This is a genomic window from Corynebacterium sp. ED61 (genome assembly GCF_015233855.1).
Taxonomy (GTDB): Bacteria; Actinomycetota; Actinomycetes; order Mycobacteriales; family Mycobacteriaceae; genus Corynebacterium; species Corynebacterium dentalis.
Map to the genome: position 1 here is coordinate 237,631 of NZ_JADGIT010000002.1, position 17,762 is coordinate 255,392.

The following is a 17,762-nucleotide window of genomic DNA, read 5'->3' on the forward strand; positions in this document are numbered from 1 at the left end:
ACTACAGCCCAATCAAGCACGCCGCAGGCCCGCTCCCCCTTGGGACGGGCCTGCAACATTTTCAGGAACACGCGATGAGCGATAACCACACTCCCGCTTCCAACGAGATTCCCCAGTCCCCACGAGTCAGCCAGTCGATTCCACACCGCCCCTCTACCCCAGTTTCCTTCGGCGTGGATTGGGAGTCTTCGTCGATTCATTAGTCCCCGCGCTTCTGAGCGCGCTACTCGCCGGCGCACTGCACCATCTCGGAGCATTCGACCGTCTCGCCCCCACAGATATTTCTCGCTTTTTCCCCGGAGCAGAATCGTGGAATGAAGCAGTCATGATCATCTCCTGGGTGATCGTGTGGATGGTTCACCGCATCTGGGCAGAAATGAAAACGGGCACCTCACTCGGCAAGTCAATGACGGACGTCAAGGTCACGGTGATGGGCGGCGGGCGCGTGACGTGCGTAGCGGCTCTCGTGAGAAATTCCTGGGCTCTCCTCACCCTAGGTTCACTCTTTAGCGATGACCTCGGCGATTCCCTCAGAAGCACCGCGATCTTCATCCTCGGCGTCTCCATTCTCGCAAGCTCCCACAACCAAAGCCTTCCAGACAAGCTGTCTAAGACCATCGTCGTGAACCAAGTACCGGTCGGCCGACCTAATCATCAAGCCGACCGAGCACACTCCAACTCCTAGCTGGCTTCGGAGATCTTCTTGGCCTGAGCTGTGGCCAAGGCAGAGAACTCATCGGCGGTTATGGTAGTCGTGGATGCAATGGTGAAGGGAGCCCCGCGAACGGAACCCGTATAGACGTAGAGAGTTTCTCCACCTTCGCCAACCTCTTCGCCGTTGAGCTTATTGGATATTAACTTCGTCTGAGCTGCCACGAGGGTGTCCGCGCCCTGGACGTTAAGGTCCACGGGGCTGACTTCAAATTCTTTGGCAGTTGCCCACTCGCTCCGGTCTGAGGTTCTCGTCGTGGTTGCGCACTCTGCCACGTCCTTCGGGTACTGACTTGGATCCGCCGGTTGGGTGCTCACCATGGCTTGCACGGCTGCATCCTCGTTATCGGTCCGGGTGAAACTCGTGACCGCTGTCGTTTCCGCAGGTTGGAAGAGCCAGTCTAGGAACGTGGTGCCATCAACTACTGCTCCCGCGCACTGTTCAGGCACGGTGGTGGGACGATCATCGTCATTGGTGTCTCCGAAGATGTCCTGGGTTGCTCCTTGAGATTCTGCACTCGTCGGCGCGTGGGTGTATCCAGCTGGCGTGTTATCGCCGTTCAGGATCAGCGACGCAGGTGGAGTTCCTTCAGGCAGAGGATCGTGGTTCACTTCCACAGAGGTTTGGTTGGCGGTTGCCGTCTCGTCGTTGGCCTTATCGGAACTTTTTCCACAGGCGGTGGCGAAGGAAAGGATGGATAGGCACGCTACTGCTCCGAAGGTGCGGAACATGCGTGGATTCTGAGTAAGAATCATAAAGGTGAATCCTATCCACACCTTCAAGATCTTCACTCTGAAAATTCAATTAATTAATCACCGGGGGTGAATTATCACCAACAACTTATCACTTTTTAATTCATTTCTTAAGCAATGGCAGGTGGGGGACACGCCTTCTACTCCCGCTATCCTGAAGCAATGCTAGATGTCCTCTCCGGCTTTGCCGTCGTAATCATCGTGATGGCTCTCGGCTTCGTCGTCGGACGCCTACGCCTATTGGGCTCCCACGCGGTCTACACGCTCAACATGTTCGTGTTTTGGATCGCGCTGCCCATGTTGCTGATTCATTTTCTTTCGACGGCAGATTTGAGCCTCCTTTTTGGAGCCAATTTCGCGGTAGTGGCCCTCAGTACTGTGCTCGCAGGAATTCTCGGTTACGCGGGTTATCGGGTTTTTGCTCGCCAATCCCCCACTAATTCCCTCGTGGCGATGCTCGCTAGTTCTTATTGCAATGGCACGCACCTCGGCATACCACTGATGGTGCACTTGTTGGACGATCCCACCGTGACACTGCCGGTGGTGATGTTCCAAGTGGGCTTCTACGGCCCGCTTTCGGTGTTGCTCCTGGACATGAACTCAGGAGATCGGGCACGGCACGGCATCGTCCGCGAATTGGCGCTATCCATCATTCGAAATCCGTTGATTATCGGTGCTACCACGGGAATTGCGCTGGCCATCATCCGTGAACGCACGGGCTGGGTTCTACCCGATGTCATCGCGGAGCCGATCGACATGATTTCTTCCGCCACCGTTGCTGTCGCGCTCATCGCCTTCGGTATGTCCATGGCAGAGATCAAAGTTCTACAGCGAGGTACTTCCCCGATCAAGGCGGTTTTTGCCGCTTCCGCAGTGAAAACTATTGTTCATCCGGCAATCGCGTGGTGCCTCGGAAGTCTAGTTTTTGGCGCAAACGGCCCAATGTTGCTGGCGATGGTCTTGGTCGCAGCGCTTCCGACTGGCCAAAATGTATTCACCTACGCGCAGCGGTTCGGCGTCAATACCGTGCTGGCACGGGACACCGTGGTTATTTCAACGGCCATGGCATTACCTGCCATGGCCGTCGTCTGGTTGTTACTGAACTAGAGCTCGAGCGAAAAGCTTAAGCCCACAGGAGCAGGGCGTCGCCCTGTCCACCGCCACCACACAGTGACACGCCGGACTTGCCGCCACCACGGCGAGCCAACTCGTGCGCCGCGTGAACCACCAGGCGAGCGCCCGAGGCACCGATTGGGTGACCCAAGGAAATGCCGCCACCGTGAATGTTGGTCTTCTCCAAGTCGTAGCCAAGATCCTTCACGGACTGGGCCACCACAGCGGCGAAAGCCTCGTTGATCTCCAAGAAATCCAGGTCATCCACGGACCAGCCAGCCTTCTGCAGTGCCGCATTCACAGCCTGGGATGGCTGGGAGAGAAGCGAAGTATCTGGGCCGGCGGTCTGTCCGTACTCGCCCAAGGTCGCGAGGATGTTCAAGCCGTTATCCTCGGCGTACTTGCGGGTCGTAAGCACCACGGCAGCAGCGCCGTCAGTGATCTGCGAGGAAGAAGCAGCGGTGATGGTGCCGTCCTTCACGAAGGCCGGACGCAGCTTGCTCAAGCCCTCGACAGTCGTACCTAGGCGAATGCCCTCGTCCTCGGAGACCGTGACGGTCTCCTTGCGCTTCTTAACCTCGATGGGCAGGATCTCCTCGGCAAACGCACCATCCTTGGTCGCTGCCTCGGCGCGCTGGTGCGACTGTGCGGAGATCTCGTCCTGCTCCCCACGGGTCAGGCCCGCCTTCGCAGCGTGGCCATCGGTATCGAATCCCATGGAGGTACCGGCAATCGGGTCAGCCAAGCCATCGCGCTCCAAGGAATCAGCGAGGTTCAGGGAACCAAAGCCCTTACCAGCGCGCACACCAGCGGCGATGTGAGGAGCGTTGGTCATCGATTCTTGACCTCCGGCAACCACGATGTTTGCGTCGCCCACACGAAGCAAACGGGACGCATTGATCACCGCATCGAGACCGGAAAGGCAGACCTTGTTGATCGTCAGCGCGGGAACGTTAACGGGAACGCCCGCCTGCACGGCAGCCTGCTTGGCCGGATTCTGACCGGAACCGGCCTGCACGACCTGCCCCATCAGCACGTAATCCACGTCATCGGCAGACACACCGGCCTTGTCCAAAGAGCCCTTAATCACGTGCGCACCGAGATCCACGGCGGACAGGGAGGACAGCGCACCGAGCATACGACCCTGTGGCGTGCGGACGGCTCCGACAATAACGACATCCTGCGGGTTGGTCTCAGTCATGATTCATTGCCCCTTTCATGGTCAATAAATTCTGTGGCGACTAACAGTGCCTTCTTAATCTATATATCTACTTGTGTAGCACGCTTGGGCGAAATCAGGAGCAGCCTGGGCTTGCTCTAGGAACTGGAGCACTCCGTGGCGGGCAGATCTGCCGCTCGCTCCGAAAGCTTCTGCGCCAGCTGATCGAGTTGGACCTGGCTGGATTCATAGCTGCCATCCGGGGAGACAGCGGCGATCGCTACCGCGGCAAAGGTGCCGTCACCGCGCGGGATGAGGCCGAACTGACGCACGCCGTACGCACCGGACTCGTTAGGTCCCCATCCGCCCTTGTAGATGGCGCCAGGGATCTGCCCCAGACCGTAGTTTTGCCCACCGGCGATCGATCCCATCGCCTCCATTACTGACTGCGCGCCCGCCAGGCACTGCAGGTGCGAGGCAAAGGTGGCCTGGCCTTCCGTGGTCCACATCGTTTGCCCAAACGCACTGAAGCCTGGGCGCGTGACCTGCGCGCTGACCTGTGTCTGCACGCCACCTTCACTCAGCACTCGCTCCACCTTTTCGGCGGCTCCCTCAGGCTGCCCCAGCCCTTCCCACAGCTGCTCTGCGGCTGCATTGTCTGAGACGGTAATCGCCGAGGTCAGCGCGCTCATGTCCGCGTATCCGTCCCGCACCGCTGCGATGGACAGCGGCACCTTGATGGTCGACCACGCCGGCACGGACACCTCCTGCGTGCTGCCCACTCCGGCCACGGCGATGGTCGTGTCTGGCAGCGCCAAGTCCTGCAGGTCGGTGGCGGTGATCTCGCCGCTATTCGTGTTATTTTCCTCCGACGCCACCCCTCCCCGCGTGGGCGCCGGCCCATCCTCGGAGCTCATCACGTCCGCAGGGATATCTTCCGCGACATCACCGATAGTGCATCCTGCAAGCATCAGCGAGCCAGAGGATAGGACAGCGAGCGCCGCAGCGCACGCTATCCGGCGTGGTTGCTTCTCAGTATTGGTCCTTATTGCCACTGTTGTTTTCTCCGCGCGCTCTTAGGAGATGTACACCACGGCGTTGTTGCCACCAGTACACGTGACGTACTGCTTATTGTCGCGACAATTCATCGTGTAGCTCGTGCCAGTAACAGAGCTGTATGCCTCGATGGTTCCGCTGGTGTTTTTTGTGTCGAGGTAGTGCTCCACAAACGCATCGCGCACCGACTGAGCGAAAGGCTCCGAGGTGATTTCCGTTCCGCGGTAGACGTTGTTGAAATCTCCTGCTGGCTCACTGTTGCGGGCCGATTCATTCGCCGGGATAGCTCCCGAAGGAAGCGACGGGGCCTTCGGACGTGCCTCCGTGGAGGCCGTAGTACTGCTGGAGGACGAGGAAGAAGATTCCTGCGTTGCAGAGTCCGAACCGCTGGATTCCTGCCCGCTGGTCTGCTGGTTAGAGGACGACGAGCCAGAACTACTGCCGAAATCGAACCAGCCGCGGCTCATTCCGAGCACTCCAATGGCAAACAACACCGCCACGATGGAAACCACCAGCGCAATGATGATCCCCGCGTCTGACTTCTTCTTCGCCGGACGTTGCGGCGGACGGCCATACGGTCCCGGGTGAGGAGCCTGCTGGTACTGCTGGTGCTGGGGCTGCTGGTACTGGGGCTGCTGCCATCCATTATTGGGCCGCTGGTACTGCGGCGGCTGTTGTTGAGGCTGCTGCGGCGATTGCTGCCGGGATTGTTGCGCCTGCGCCTGATCCAACCGGATCTCCTGGGTGGGCGGATCCTGGTTGAAATCAGGATTCCGGGAGCCGGAGTTCTGCCAGCCTCCATTCGGCTGTTGCGGATCACTCACTGCTTCCGACCTATCTCTCGTTTTCCCTACTGCGCTCTAGTGAGCGAAATGGCGTTCACCAGTAAGGTACATCGTCACGCCTGCCTTATTGGCCGCTTCGATGACTTCCGCGTCACGCACGGAACCGCCCGGCTGCACCACCGCGCGGACACCTGCGTTTGCCAGCACCTCAAAGCCATCAGCGAAGGGGAAGAACGCGTCTGATGCCGCCACGGCACCCTGTGCGCGTTGGGAATCCTCGGCCAACGTATTCGCACGTTCGACGGCAAGCTTGGCCGCGTCCACGCGGTTGACCTGCCCCATGCCTACGCCCACGGTCGCGCCATCGCGAGCCAGCAGGATGGCGTTGGACTTCACGGCACGAACCGAGCGCCAGGCGAATTCCAGCTCAGCCAGCGTTGCTTCGTCCGCTGCCTCGCCTGCGGCTAGGGTCCAGTTGGCGGTGTCATCGCCCTTGGCGTCGATCACATCACGCTGCTGCACCAACAGACCGCCGGAAATCTCGCGGCGCTCCACGTTCACGGCGGCCTCGGAGGAAGGCGCTTCAGCCTGCAAGATGCGGATGTTCTTCTTCTGGCTGAGGATCTCCACCGCGCCATCTTCGTAGCCCGGCGCGACGATGACCTCGGTAAAGATCTTGGCGACCTGCTCCGCCATCTCCACGGACACGTCGCGGTTCACGGCAATCACGCCGCCGAACGCGGACATCGGGTCGCACGCGTGAGCCAGCTGGTGGGCCTCGGCGATGGACGTGTCAGACACCGCGATGCCACACGGATTGGCGTGCTTGATGATGGCCACGCACAGACGCTGGTGATCCCACGCAGCGCGCCATGCAGCATCGGAATCCGTGTAGTTGTTGTAGCTCATTTCCTTGCCGTGGAACTGCTTGGCGCTGGCCAGGCCCGTCCCGGTGGAGTACAACGCAGCTGCCTGGTGAGGGTTTTCGCCGTAGCGCAGCACGTTGGTGCGCTCATAGCTGCTGCCGATCCACTCGGGGAAGATCTCGCCTTCCTCGAGTACGGACTCGCCCATCCAGTTGGCAACGGCCACGTCATACGCAGCGGTGTGACGGAAAGCTTCGGTGGCCAGCTTGGTGCGCTCGGCGCGGGAAAAACCGCCGTTCTTCGCTGCCTCGATGACATCACCATAGGAACGAGGGTCCACCACAACCGCGACGGAAGGATGATTCTTCGCAGCGGCGCGCACCATGGATGGGCCACCGATATCGATCTGCTCCACGCACTCGTCAAAGGACGCGCCAGAGGCCACGGTCTGTGTGAACGGGTACAGGTTCACCACGACCAGCTCAAAGGCCTCGACCTCCAGCTGCTCAAGCTGCTGCAGGTGATCATCCTTGCGGGTATCCGCCAAAATTCCCGCGTGCACGCGTGGGTGCAGGGTCTTCACACGACCCTCAAGCACCTCGGGGAAGCCCGTCAGCTGTTCCACCTCAGTCACGGGAACTCCGGCTGCAGCGATCTTGGACGCGGTAGAGCCGGTAGAAACGATGCTCACCCCAGCCTCGTGCAGACCGGTGGCCAGTTCTTCCAAACCAGTCTTGTCATACACACTGATCAGTGCGCGGCGGATGTTTCTGCGACCGTTGTTCTCGTTCATGACTGCGTGATCCAGGCCTTTCGTCCGTCAATTGTGATTCCGTGTGCAGCAACCTGTGTGAGCACGTCTACTAGTAGCTGCCGTTCAACCGTTTTAATGCGTTCGTGGAGCGATTCCGGGGTATCGTCCAATTCCACCGCGACGGCCTTTTGAGCCAGGATGGGACCGGTATCCACGCCACTGTCCACTATGTGAACAGTAGACCCCGTGACCCGCACACCGTAATTTACTGCATCCTCCACCGCATGCGCACCGGGGAAGGTCGGCAGCAGCGCGGGATGAGTATTGATAATGCGGCCGGCGAAACGCTCCACCACATCCGTTCCGATGATGCGCATGAAACCTGCGCTCACCACAACGTCCGGCTCAAAGGCGGCAATGGCCTCCGCGAGGTCGCGATTCCACTGCGCGCGGTCAGTCTGCCCCGGGCGGTATTCAACGAGAAAAGTCTCCAGCCCCGCGGCCTCCGCACGTTCCAGCGCTGAGCACTGCCGGTCCGTCCCAACGGCCACGATCTGCACGCTCTCTGGTGCCATATCGATTACCGATTGCAACAAGGTCCCCTGGCCCGACGCCAGCATGACTACTCTCATCGTCTCTGTCTCAATCTTGTTTTTCTCTGTCATCGTCTTGTTCGCCGGTGGATTCTTCTTGTTCGGATTCCAGAGTTTGTTCGGATTCCTCGGTCCTGTCGGGCTTATCTGACGTATCAACTTCGGATTCGGCAGTGGAAGCCTCGTCAGATTCCTGCTTTACGGAAGAGTCTTCGTCCTCCGTGTCTTCAGTGTCCTCAGTGGTTTCAGGGTCCTCGTCGCCCTCAGGTGCTTCGTCATCCTCGGCGCCCTCAGTCTGATCATTCTGCTCGTCTTGAGTGACGTGCTTGTTCCGATCGTCTTGGTCTCCCTGATCCTCTGATTCCTCGGGGCGGTCTTCTTCGGACTCGGTAGATGTTGGCGTCGACGAAGAATCCTCAACATCTTCCACAACAACCGCACCAGCACGGGAAACGTAGAGCATGAACACGAGGGCGGGAACCATCAGCCAGGCAGCGCTCTCTGCGGCGAACAACCACTCCAAGGCGCCAGCGCTGCCGTACACACCAAGCTCGCCGCCTGCCAACCACGACAAACAGAACCCGAGGAACGCAACCGCCGCGCCCGATCCCACAGCCAAAGCAACGGGAGCCTCGATGAAACCGCGGGTCTTAACGAAGCGGTACACCGTGGCCACTGCCACCAAGGCAGTCACAGCTAGGAAGAACGGACCGCCCGGGATTGTCTGATTCGGCACGGCCGCGAGGATCGGCAACGGAGGCAAGTTGACGTTCGTGGAGGTGAACAAGGACACCGCGCCATCGCCCACGTGGAACTCGCCGCCCAACAAGACGGCCATTGCACCAATGGCGATATTGGGCAGGTAGAGCAACGCCAGCAAGCTCAAACCGATCGCGCCGGTGAGACTGCTGGTGATTCCATACGAATCCACCACGGCGCCCATATTCGTCGCGGCATACACCAAAGCGACCACGCCACCTGCCACCATCATCGACAGCAAGAACGACGCAGCGAGGCGGAACGCCTCCACCGGCCAGGCGGGCAGCTCGCGGCGCAACAGCAACGCACGCCAGATACGCGAGCGCAGACCAATAACCACGGCAGCACCATTGACCAACGCGGTAGAAACCAACGCCTCCCCCACGTTCGGCGCGGCCAGATCAAAGACCTTGGAGGCATCCCACAACATGAACCACGCCAGAAGCGTCATCAACAGTGGGATCAGCAGGCTCAGCACGATGAAGACTCGCAGGCCCCGCACGCTGACACTTTTACCGATGATCTTGGTGGTTCTGCGGGCCGTGGCCCATATATAGATGAGCGCAGGCGCCAGCGGTAAAAAGCCCAGCAGAGCGCCAGTCATGTTCAACGTGCCCAGGTTGACGACCATCCACAGCGAACCGATTGTGGCGGGCACCCGACGGAAGCCCGCGCCGATTCCCACCACCACAGCCAAGGCAACGATGATGCCTAACGTCACACCGTAATTAATGAGCAGAGGCCCAGCAAAACGCTTGACGTGGGGCTTCCACAGCGCCCAGCGGCTCGCCAGCGCACCCTTGGGCTCTTCTCCTTTATGTAGTGAAGCGGTCGCTGCGGCGGTTCGGCGACGCTCGCCGTGCTTTTCATCGACGAATCGGTGAGCCGACTGTTCAGTGGATTCACGCCGAGAGTTGGCACTCGCTTGGGCAGATCTGTTGGCAGCAGCGCCTGATGCCTGCTCCTGACGGCTGGCTTCACGCGCCGCTGCCTCGCGGGCAGCTTGGGCTCGAGCTTGAGACGCCTTCCTTCTATCACGCGCATCTTGAGGTGAGCCCGAAACCTGGCGCGCGCCTCTGCGACGTCGAGAAGACGATCGACGGGGCTGCGGACGCTGAGCATCGGATGGAATATTCACACGCCTATTGTGCACCGTGGGCGAGCCAAGCTGGAGTTGTGACTCGCGTTAGTGGGTGGGTATGGGCGCGCAGCGGCGCAAAACGCTAAACCTATGGTTGAACCCCAATTCGTGGCCAATTTGTAACTTTTTTAAAAGTGTTGAATGTCACAAAGTAACCAATACTACTCGGCGCGAGCTGGGGAAACGATTGCCCTTTGCACATGTACTCAAAAACTACAGCGGTGCAATAAGTTACGAATCGTTATTTTCTTACTGATTCGCTTGCCCGAATCGTTACAAAACATTAGTGTTACATCTCGTTGATAACGAAGTGGTTACAATTTTGCGCCCAGTAGGGGCGGTAGCCACGTCCCCGACAGGAAGGTAGCAATTAAAGTGCAGAAGACCACTGAAGTTCGCAAGGCGGGTGCTCACCGCAAGACCGACAACGCCGCCAAGCGCCGCATGGCCATGGTCGCAGTTGCCGCGTCCGCAGTGACCTCCGCTGGTGCAGCTGGCGCCACCGCCGGCGCACAGCAGGCGAACGCAGATGATGTCTCTCTGGCTTCTAACACCACCCTTCTTGCACAAGGTGCCGAAGGCAGCGCAGCCCCACAGACTGCCGAAGCTCAGGCTCCACAGATTCTGGAAGTTCCCCAGAACGCCCCCATCGCCGAGCTGTCTGACCAGCTGAGCTCCGCTCTCCGCTTCGCACAGGCTCGCGAGGCTGCCGATCTTCTGGCTCGCGCTCCTTTGGCTGCAAAGCCAGCTGAGGGTTCTTACACCTCCCCTTTCGAAATGCGTTGGGGCACCATGCACAATGGCATTGACCTGGCCAACGGCATCGGCACCCCGATCTTGGCCGCAATGGACGGCATCGTCATCGATTCCGGCCCAGCATCCGGCTTCGGTAACTGGATCCGTATCCGTCACGACGATGGCACCGTCACCGTCTACGGCCACATGTCCACCCTGGACGTTGCAGTTGGCCAGCACGTGACCGCTGGCCAGAAGATCGCCGGCATGGGCTCTGAGGGCTTCTCCACCGGCTCCCACCTCCACTTCGAGGTCCACCCAGCAGGCGGCGGCGCTATTGATCCAGTGCCTTGGCTGCAGGAGCGCGGCATCACCATCCAGTAAGGATAACTCTAGCGATCATCCGCTAGGAATTACCTTCTTCGAAAAAAGGGGCACCGAGACTTTCTAGTCTCGGTGCCCCTTTCGTTGGCAGGTCAGCCGGCACTCAACTACAGCTTCTCCATCGGCAGCCCACCGACCAGCATCAAGCGAACCGTTCCGGATCCACCGAAATCGATCATCGCGGTGGCATGCGTTCCCACGCGGTCCACGGACTTCACCGAACCCAAGCCGTACTTGTCGTGGTTCACGCGGTCCCCCACTGCCAACTCCAATGGCTTGCCTCCACGGCCGGTAGAGCTGCGGGCACTCGGTGCTGGCTGCTTCGCAGCCTTGCCACCGTTGCGATACATCGGCGTACTGCCGAAGCTGGTCGACCCACCAGAACCATAGCCGCCGGAACCGGACCAGCCACCCGAGCCACTGCCATAGCCTGACCCATAGCTGCCGGAGCCATAACTCCCCGAACCGCCAGCGAAGGTAGGTTCTTCTCGAATCCATTCCCACAGCTCTTCTGGCACCTCGGCCAGGAACCTAGACGGCGGGTTATTAACAGCCTGCCCCCACCCGGACCGAGTGACCGCCCGACAGATGAACAGACGCTGCTTGGCACGAGTGATGCCCACGTAGGCCAGGCGCCGCTCTTCCGCCAACTCCGTAGGATCAGAAAGAGCACGCATGTGTGGGAACTGCCCGTCCTCCCAGCCGGTGAGGAACACCACGGGAAACTCCAGTCCCTTGGCGGTGTGCAGGGTCATGAGCGTGATCATGTCCTGACTTTCTGGCGGGATCTGGTCTGCGTCCGCCACTAGGCTGACGCGCTCGAGGAAGGCTTGCAGGCTGCCCAAGGGTGCCTCGCCCTCGCTCAGCATCGCCTCTGCTTCAGATTCGCCGTCGCTGCCCCCCGGCATGTCCATATATGCCTGGAGATTGGCTGATTCCTGGCTGAATTCGTGGCCCACGGCCACCAGCTCGTTCAGATTGTCCAAGCGTGCGCCGTCCTGCGGATCGTTGGACTTCTCTAATTCCGCGCGGTACCCGGACATATCCAGCACAGCGTTGACGACCTTGCCCAGATCCGGCAGGCCCAAACTGGTGCCGTCCGAGGCCTGCATATCCGCATTTTCGGTTTCCTTGCGCAGTGCCGTCATCATCTCGAGGAACCCGCCAATGGCATTGCGTCCGCGTCCGGAAAGCTGGGCCACTTTGCCCTCAGCCGCGTCCTGCAGTGCCGCCGCCCACGGGATCTCCAGGTTCTCTGCGTGCACCGTGACCAGCGCCAGTGCCCGGTCGCCGATTCCTCGCCGTGGAGTGTTAATAATTCGACGCAAAGCCACCGTATCGTCCGGATTATCCAGCACCTTTAGGTACGCCACTAGATCGCGGATCTCTTTGCGCTCGTAGAAGCGCGTACCGCCAACCACCTTGTACGGCAGCCCACTGCGCACCAGTACATCCTCCAACGCGCGAGACGCATTGTTGGTGCGGTACATAATGGCTATGTCCTTGTGCTGGAAGCCTTCGTTGTCCACTAGGTCATCGATCTGCTCGGCGATGAATCGGGCTTCGTCGTGTTCGTTATCCGCCACGTATCCACCGATTGGCTGGCCACTGCCCAGATCAGTCCACAGCTTTTTCGGCCGCCGGCCTTGGTTCTTATCAATCACCGCGTTGGCCGCGGTGAGGATCGTCTGCGTGGAGCGGTAGTTCTGTTCCAACAGGATGGTCCGCGCATCTGGGTAATCGCGCTCGAACTCCTCGATATTGCGAATCGTCGCACCGCGGAAAGCATAAATGGACTGGTCCGCGTCACCAACCACGCAGAGCTCTGCCATGTCTGGCCCCTTACCCACCAGCGCGCTGACTAGCACGTATTGGGCGTGGTTCGTGTCCTGATATTCATCCACTAGGACGTGGCGGAAGCGGCGTCGGTAATGGTCAGTGACCTCGGGACTGCGCCGCAGAATCGCAACGACCTCCCCGATGATGTCATCGAAATCCACCGCATTGGCCGCACGGAGACGCTGTTGGTAGGCCTCGTACAACGTGGCGATCTTCTCGCGGTGAAAGTTGCTGCTGACCTTCGCATCCTGCAGCGCTTCATCTGGCCCGACCAGCTCGTTTTTCCAATTGCTGATCACGCTCAGGGTGCCGCGCGGGCTGAATTCCTTGAGATCCAAGTCATGATCCTTAATCACCATCGAGATCAGACGCTTGGAATCGTCTGAATCGTAGATGGTGAAGTTCGAGTTCAACCCCTCCGCGAGGTGGGCGTTAGCGCGCAGGATGCGCACGCACATGGAGTGGAAGGTGGAGACCCACATCCGCTCCGCCTGCGAACCCACCAAGTCCATGACACGCTCACGCATCTCCGCGGCGGCCTTGTTGGTGAACGTGATCGCGAGGATCTCCCACGGAGCGGCACCCTGGTGCAGCAGGTAGGCAATGCGCCGGGTCAGCACGCTCGTCTTACCAGATCCTGCGCCCGCCACGATCAACAGCGGCGACCCGCGGTGCTCTACAGCTTCTTTTTGTTGTGGGTTCAGCCCCGTGAGCAGGTCTGTATCTGCCTTCTTCGGTGGAACCTGTGCCCTTTTTTCCCGACGCCCACTCGGCACAATTGCCGCACTATCCCGCGTGCTATCGAAGAGCTGATCGTAGCCCTCCGGTGGCAGATCTTCTTCCGGCGGTGGTGGCACGTCATCCACTGGTTCCTCTGGCAGGGGAACCTCAGAGAAATCCGAAAACAGGTTGGGCTGCTCCTGGAAGGTGGGCTGCTCCTCGGGCTTTCGCATGATCTCCTCATTCGCTTGGATATGTGCCGGGTGTTTTTGCTTCGCATGCACAAGGCTACATTCCAGCCGAGGCAACTCTGCATTCCTGGCGAGCATATGAGCGATTACGAGTCTGGCATCTGTTGCAGCAATCACTGAAGACTTTGGCCCGGAACGTCGTATGATCGGATACATGACTGACGGCGACTTCCACATCCGCATGCCTTCGGGGACCGATGATCCACCCTCCGATGCGGAGATTCAGACGTATCGCGAAGAGATCAATCGCTTAGACAAGATCATCCGCGAATCGATTCATCGTCGCACGGAAGTTTCCCGTGCCATTGGGAAAACTAGGTTGACCTCCGGGGGAACCAAGTTGGTACACACCCGTGAGGTGGCCATCATCAACCAGTTCCGGGAGGAATTTGGTACCGAGGGCGTGCAGATCGCCAAGGCACTGCTGCAGCTTGGCCGAGGACGCTTGGGCTAAATCACCGCAACCGGATTCACGCTGCCCCACAATACAAAAGAACCCGCGACCATTGATCGCGGGTTCTTTTGCTTTGGTTCATCAAGGAAGACGGAAGCCTGCGCCCACGCCACCGTTGGCATCCAGGCTGCGCTGAATGACGTTCCACAGAGCACCAGTCACGGGTGCGTGGACAGGGCCTTGCAGAGGAGTGGTGCAGCTCGGGAGATTCCCCAGGCCGCCGTTGACGATGGCAACCAGGCGGTTTCCAGCGTAGATCGGTCCGCCGGAATCTCCGTGAGAGCCACAGAGATGAGCCAGCAGGTAAGGACCATCAACACCGATCACGGGGCCACACGAGGTGCCCGTGGAAATGCCTGTCTTGCAGATCTGCTGCAGAGTGGCCGGCACCGCTCCGCCCAGCTGACCGATGGACGCGCGACCGTAGGTGTTAGTCAGGCGCACATTGTTGTTCAACTTGATCACGCCGTAATCCGGACTTCCGGTGCGGACATAGGTGCCGATGCGTCCAGCTTCTGGAGCGTCACCAGAGGTGACTGGGGTGCCCGGGTTAGCGCAGTGACCAGCGGTGATGGCTACCTTGTTGCCGTGTGCATCGAATCCGGAAACCGCAATGGTGCACAGGCTATCGCCCACCAGGATGGGAGTCGATGGGCCAACAAGAGCCGTAGGGCGGATATCATTTTGCGCCTTCGGTGGCACTGGAGAGGTGAAGTAGTGTCCAGGAACGCGGTGCGGGCCTGGCTCTCCCGTGAGCGTCAGAAAGATATCCGCCGCCTGCGCCGGGGAGGGCACGGAAGACTGCGCTTCGGCTTGGGCAGTAGCCGAAAGACTGCCCGTGATGAGAACCGCTGCACACCCAAATGCGGCAAATACTCGCCGTCGTGTGGATCCAACAAAACCGCGAGTAAAACTACGCATTTCCATCCTTCTTCGTCAACGTCATCACCTGTCCGCGTGGGCTTGCAATCGGAGAAGCAAACCTCACCAACAAACAGAATTCCGTCCAGCATATCGCGTTGATGCGCGATATCAGACTGAACGGAAGTCACAGTTTGGACACAAAATGATTGTGCCCGGCGAGGAAGCAGTTACTTTACGGTGACGCTTCCATCGGCGTTAACCCGCACATAGGCCGCCATTGCTGCTGCAATGTTCAGGCGCTGCCAAGAGCCTTCGGGACTCTGGTCATCCAGCGGGTAGCCGGACTGAATAGCAGTCTGGCGTAGAACCGAGGCACGCTGTGCGTAGCTGAGCTCAGGGTGAGCGGACAGCAGCAGATCCGGCGCTGCCTGCGGCACGATCATCGGTGCATCATTGCGGTAGACCTGCTGGAAACCGTTGGTCATGCGCTCGGTGTATTCATCCACGGCCACGTCGGTGGAGCGGTACGGAGAATCTTCCGCAACAGCCTGAGCTAGTGGCTTTCCGGTGCGCCATTCCAGCTCTGCCTTGATTTCCTGTCCAGCCTGGCGAACAGCATCGCGCATCTTCGGGTCATTCCACCTGTCCGCTGCTGCAGCGGTACCGGTCATCCGGCCACCGATGACGTCCAATGGGTAGTGCACACCCATGACCATGCGGTTGTAACCGGCTTCGGAGCCACGTGCAACCAGCTGTGGTCCCAACTCTGGAACAGCCAATGCCAGCAGCGTGGTGGACCAGGTTGCCTGGTTGGTGTGACCGGATGGGAAGGACTTGGAATCTCCGTAGAAGTCCTCTCCCGGCAGGTCGTAGCGGTTGATCTTGTCCGGAGCAACGACGAATGGACGCTCGTAGCCGTAGTAGGTCTTCTCTGCGAAGGTCGAGGATGCCAATCCGCCCGCACGAGCTAGGTAACCGTTTCCAAATAGGTAGTTCGTCTTCGGCAGACGGTTTTCGCGCAGTGCGTCCCGGAAGTGGCCACCTAGTTCCGCACCCAACGCGTCAGAGAATGCAGTGAGCAGTCCTGCCTTATCAGCGGCAGCATCCATCTGCGCGCGAGAAATAGCAGCAGGGTTTCCGGCTGCTTCATTGTTGATCCGTATGGTGGTCGCCAAGTTCTGCCGCATCACTTCCGGGTGATTGGCCCGCAGATCATTGAAGCCATCAATGACATCCACGTACACGCCATAGTCGTGGGAGCTGATGTCAGAGATGAACCCGCCCACGTAGTCCGGGCTAAACGGAACGGGAGTTGGTGCTCCTGGGTGCTGCACAGGCAGGGGGTAACCAGGCACAGCCTCTGCGCCAGCAATAGCGGGCAGAGTCTGCTCAGCCTGGGCGGGAGTCACCATGCCGAAAGAGATAGCAGAAGCGGCAAGGGCTGCGGTAGCAGCCATCTTGTACGAGTGAGCGCGACGCTGGATTTTCACGGGGCAGTCTTTCCTTCAAGCTTTCAGGGGGAGAGACAGGATCTCCACAGGTTTTCTACATCCTGTTTATCCTGTCATGCCCCGTGGGATTCCGCAGGGCGAAATACCGCAGCGCAACCGCGCATCATTTCGCTAGGCGCTCCTGCAGCCCCCGGGCGTAGAGATCCGCCGCCTTGATCGCTTCCACCACGTCAGTCGGCGTGATCTCTCCGGGCATCTGCTTCATGGTCTCGCCCTCGGAACATGCCAGCTCCGCGATACGGCGCAGATCCTCCTCAGAAGCATCCTGCAGGTGGATCTCCTCCAAAGTGGTGGGCAGCCCCACGGACTGCATGAATCCGATGTAACGATCCGCCTCTGCCTCGTCGGCGCCTTCCAACATCAACTGCACCGCGATGCCAAACGCCACCTTCTCTCCGTGCGTCATGTGGTGGATATCGCCATCCAGCGCGGTGAACCCATTGTGGATGGCGTGCACGGCCGCCAATCCACCGTTTTCGAAGCCCAGCCCGGAGAGCAAGGTATTCGCTTCACAGATATTTTCTAGGGCCCGGCTGACAATATGTGCCTCGTTGTCTCGGAGAGCCTGGTGCGCGTAGGCAAACAGCGTCTCCTCGCACATTTCGGCCAGTGCCAAGCCGGCGAGGGTAGGCCGGGCAGTATCGTCCATGCGTCGAGAATTGGCACGATTGACCGCACGGGCCTCCACGCAGGTCGCCAACGCATCGCCAATACCAGAGCGCATCGTGCGCACCGGAGCGTTGGCAATCACGCGGGTATCCACAGCCACCAGCTCCGGATTCTTCTCATAGAAGAGGTAAGAATCGAACACTCCCTCATCGGTGTAAATCACGGACACGCGCGCCGTGGGCGCATCCGCAGACACGGCCGTGGGAAAAATGGCCACGGGCAACTTCGCGTGGTCCGCCACCGCACGGGCCGTATCGATGGTCTTGCCACCGCCCAGTCCGATAATCACGTCATTGCCAGCCTCTTCGACCTTCTCGGCGATGCGTTTGATCTCATTCATGGACGCCTCACCACCGAAGATCTCCTTGGTGGCCTGCAACTCATCGCCGCGCAAAGACTCTTGCAAACGAGCGCCAGCGATATCCCACACAATTTCGTCGGCGATGATTAACGGGGTGCTGCCGAGAGGACGGACGTACTGCGCGGCCCGCTCCAGCAGGTCGATGCCTTGCACGTAGCGGCTGGGGCTGGTGAACATCTGGTCAGACATGTCGGTGGTCACTTCCTTTTCCCACCTCCTGTGTACGGGAGCGCGGGGTAGCGAGGTTCGGTTTTCCACTGCCCAGCCTACGCTCGGCTCTGTTC

Annotated in this window: 16 protein-coding genes; 5 read left to right on the forward strand and 11 right to left on the reverse strand. The window is 59.7% G+C overall.

Going from position 1 to position 17,762, the window contains the following annotated elements; all coding sequences use genetic code 11:
* Window positions 1-74: 74 nt before the first annotated feature.
* Window positions 75-203, forward strand: coding sequence for a hypothetical protein (locus IM764_RS10445; protein WP_255510437.1), 129 nt, complete (start codon window positions 75-77; stop codon window positions 201-203).
* Entirely contained in the window at window positions 179-685 is a 507-nt protein-coding gene (locus IM764_RS03205; RefSeq protein ID WP_194186873.1) for an RDD family protein, read from the forward strand. The genes IM764_RS10445 and IM764_RS03205 overlap by 25 nt, the downstream gene beginning before the upstream one ends.
* On the opposite strand, the gene IM764_RS03210 is transcribed toward IM764_RS03205, so the two are convergent.
* Complete coding sequence (locus tag IM764_RS03210) at window positions 682-1,467, reverse strand: hypothetical protein (protein WP_194186874.1); 786 nt, start codon at window positions 1,465-1,467, stop codon at window positions 682-684. The genes IM764_RS03205 and IM764_RS03210 overlap by 4 nt on opposite strands.
* A gap of 159 nt (window positions 1,468-1,626) precedes the next feature.
* Between IM764_RS03210 and IM764_RS03215 the strand changes: the two genes are divergently transcribed.
* On the forward strand, window positions 1,627-2,571 hold the full coding sequence (locus tag IM764_RS03215) for an AEC family transporter (protein ID WP_194186875.1): 945 nt from the start codon (window positions 1,627-1,629) through the stop codon (window positions 2,569-2,571).
* A 16-nt stretch (window positions 2,572-2,587) separates the two neighbouring features.
* Here the strand turns inward: IM764_RS03215 and IM764_RS03220 are convergent, their stop codons facing one another.
* The 6 genes from IM764_RS03220 to IM764_RS03245 all read right to left on the reverse strand — a co-directional run bounded on the left by IM764_RS03220 (window position 2,588) and on the right by IM764_RS03245 (window position 9,687).
* Window positions 2,588-3,778 (reverse strand): acetyl-CoA C-acetyltransferase, encoded by a 1,191-nt coding sequence (locus IM764_RS03220; protein WP_194186876.1) that lies wholly within the window; start codon window positions 3,776-3,778, stop codon window positions 2,588-2,590.
* Window positions 3,779-3,894: 116 nt separating this feature from the next.
* The gene (locus IM764_RS03225) at window positions 3,895-4,707 is read right to left on the reverse strand and encodes a hypothetical protein (protein ID WP_194186877.1); all 813 of its coding nucleotides are present in this window, start codon (window positions 4,705-4,707) and stop codon (window positions 3,895-3,897) included.
* Between the two features lie 105 nt (window positions 4,708-4,812).
* On the reverse strand, window positions 4,813-5,616 hold the full coding sequence (locus tag IM764_RS03230) for a hypothetical protein (protein WP_194186878.1): 804 nt from the start codon (window positions 5,614-5,616) through the stop codon (window positions 4,813-4,815).
* Window positions 5,617-5,652: 36 nt separating this feature from the next.
* On the reverse strand, window positions 5,653-7,236 hold the full coding sequence (gene purH / locus IM764_RS03235) for a bifunctional phosphoribosylaminoimidazolecarboxamide formyltransferase/IMP cyclohydrolase (protein WP_194186879.1): 1,584 nt from the start codon (window positions 7,234-7,236) through the stop codon (window positions 5,653-5,655).
* Window positions 7,233-7,862, reverse strand: coding sequence for a phosphoribosylglycinamide formyltransferase (purN, locus tag IM764_RS03240; protein ID WP_228073279.1), 630 nt, complete (start codon window positions 7,860-7,862; stop codon window positions 7,233-7,235). The genes purH and purN overlap by 4 nt, the downstream gene beginning before the upstream one ends.
* Window positions 7,840-9,687, reverse strand: coding sequence for a DUF6350 family protein (locus IM764_RS03245; RefSeq protein WP_370551527.1), 1,848 nt, complete (start codon window positions 9,685-9,687; stop codon window positions 7,840-7,842). The genes purN and IM764_RS03245 overlap by 23 nt, the downstream gene beginning before the upstream one ends.
* 378 nt (window positions 9,688-10,065) lie before the next feature.
* Between IM764_RS03245 and IM764_RS03250 the strand changes: the two genes are divergently transcribed.
* Window positions 10,066-10,809, forward strand: coding sequence for a M23 family metallopeptidase (locus tag IM764_RS03250; protein WP_194186880.1), 744 nt, complete (start codon window positions 10,066-10,068; stop codon window positions 10,807-10,809).
* A 107-nt stretch (window positions 10,810-10,916) separates the two neighbouring features.
* On the opposite strand, the gene IM764_RS03255 is transcribed toward IM764_RS03250, so the two are convergent.
* A complete protein-coding gene (locus IM764_RS03255; protein WP_194186881.1) occupies window positions 10,917-13,601 on the reverse strand; it encodes a UvrD-helicase domain-containing protein in 2,685 nt (894 codons plus the stop codon).
* Between the two features lie 172 nt (window positions 13,602-13,773).
* Between IM764_RS03255 and IM764_RS03260 the strand changes: the two genes are divergently transcribed.
* Entirely contained in the window at window positions 13,774-14,073 is a 300-nt protein-coding gene (locus tag IM764_RS03260) for a chorismate mutase (protein ID WP_194186882.1), read from the forward strand.
* Between the two features lie 81 nt (window positions 14,074-14,154).
* Here the strand turns inward: IM764_RS03260 and IM764_RS03265 are convergent, their stop codons facing one another.
* From IM764_RS03265 to IM764_RS03275, 3 genes are all read right to left on the reverse strand, one after another.
* Window positions 14,155-14,994: a S1 family peptidase gene (locus IM764_RS03265; RefSeq protein ID WP_194186883.1), complete on the reverse strand. Its 840-nt coding sequence runs from the start codon at window positions 14,992-14,994 to the stop codon at window positions 14,155-14,157.
* Window positions 14,995-15,164: 170 nt separating this feature from the next.
* On the reverse strand, window positions 15,165-16,349 hold the full coding sequence (locus IM764_RS03270) for a phosphatase PAP2 family protein (protein WP_370551537.1): 1,185 nt from the start codon (window positions 16,347-16,349) through the stop codon (window positions 15,165-15,167).
* A 202-nt stretch (window positions 16,350-16,551) separates the two neighbouring features.
* Entirely contained in the window at window positions 16,552-17,667 is a 1,116-nt protein-coding gene (locus tag IM764_RS03275; RefSeq protein WP_194186884.1) for a glycerol dehydrogenase, read from the reverse strand.
* Between the last annotated feature and the right edge of the window lie 95 nt (window positions 17,668-17,762).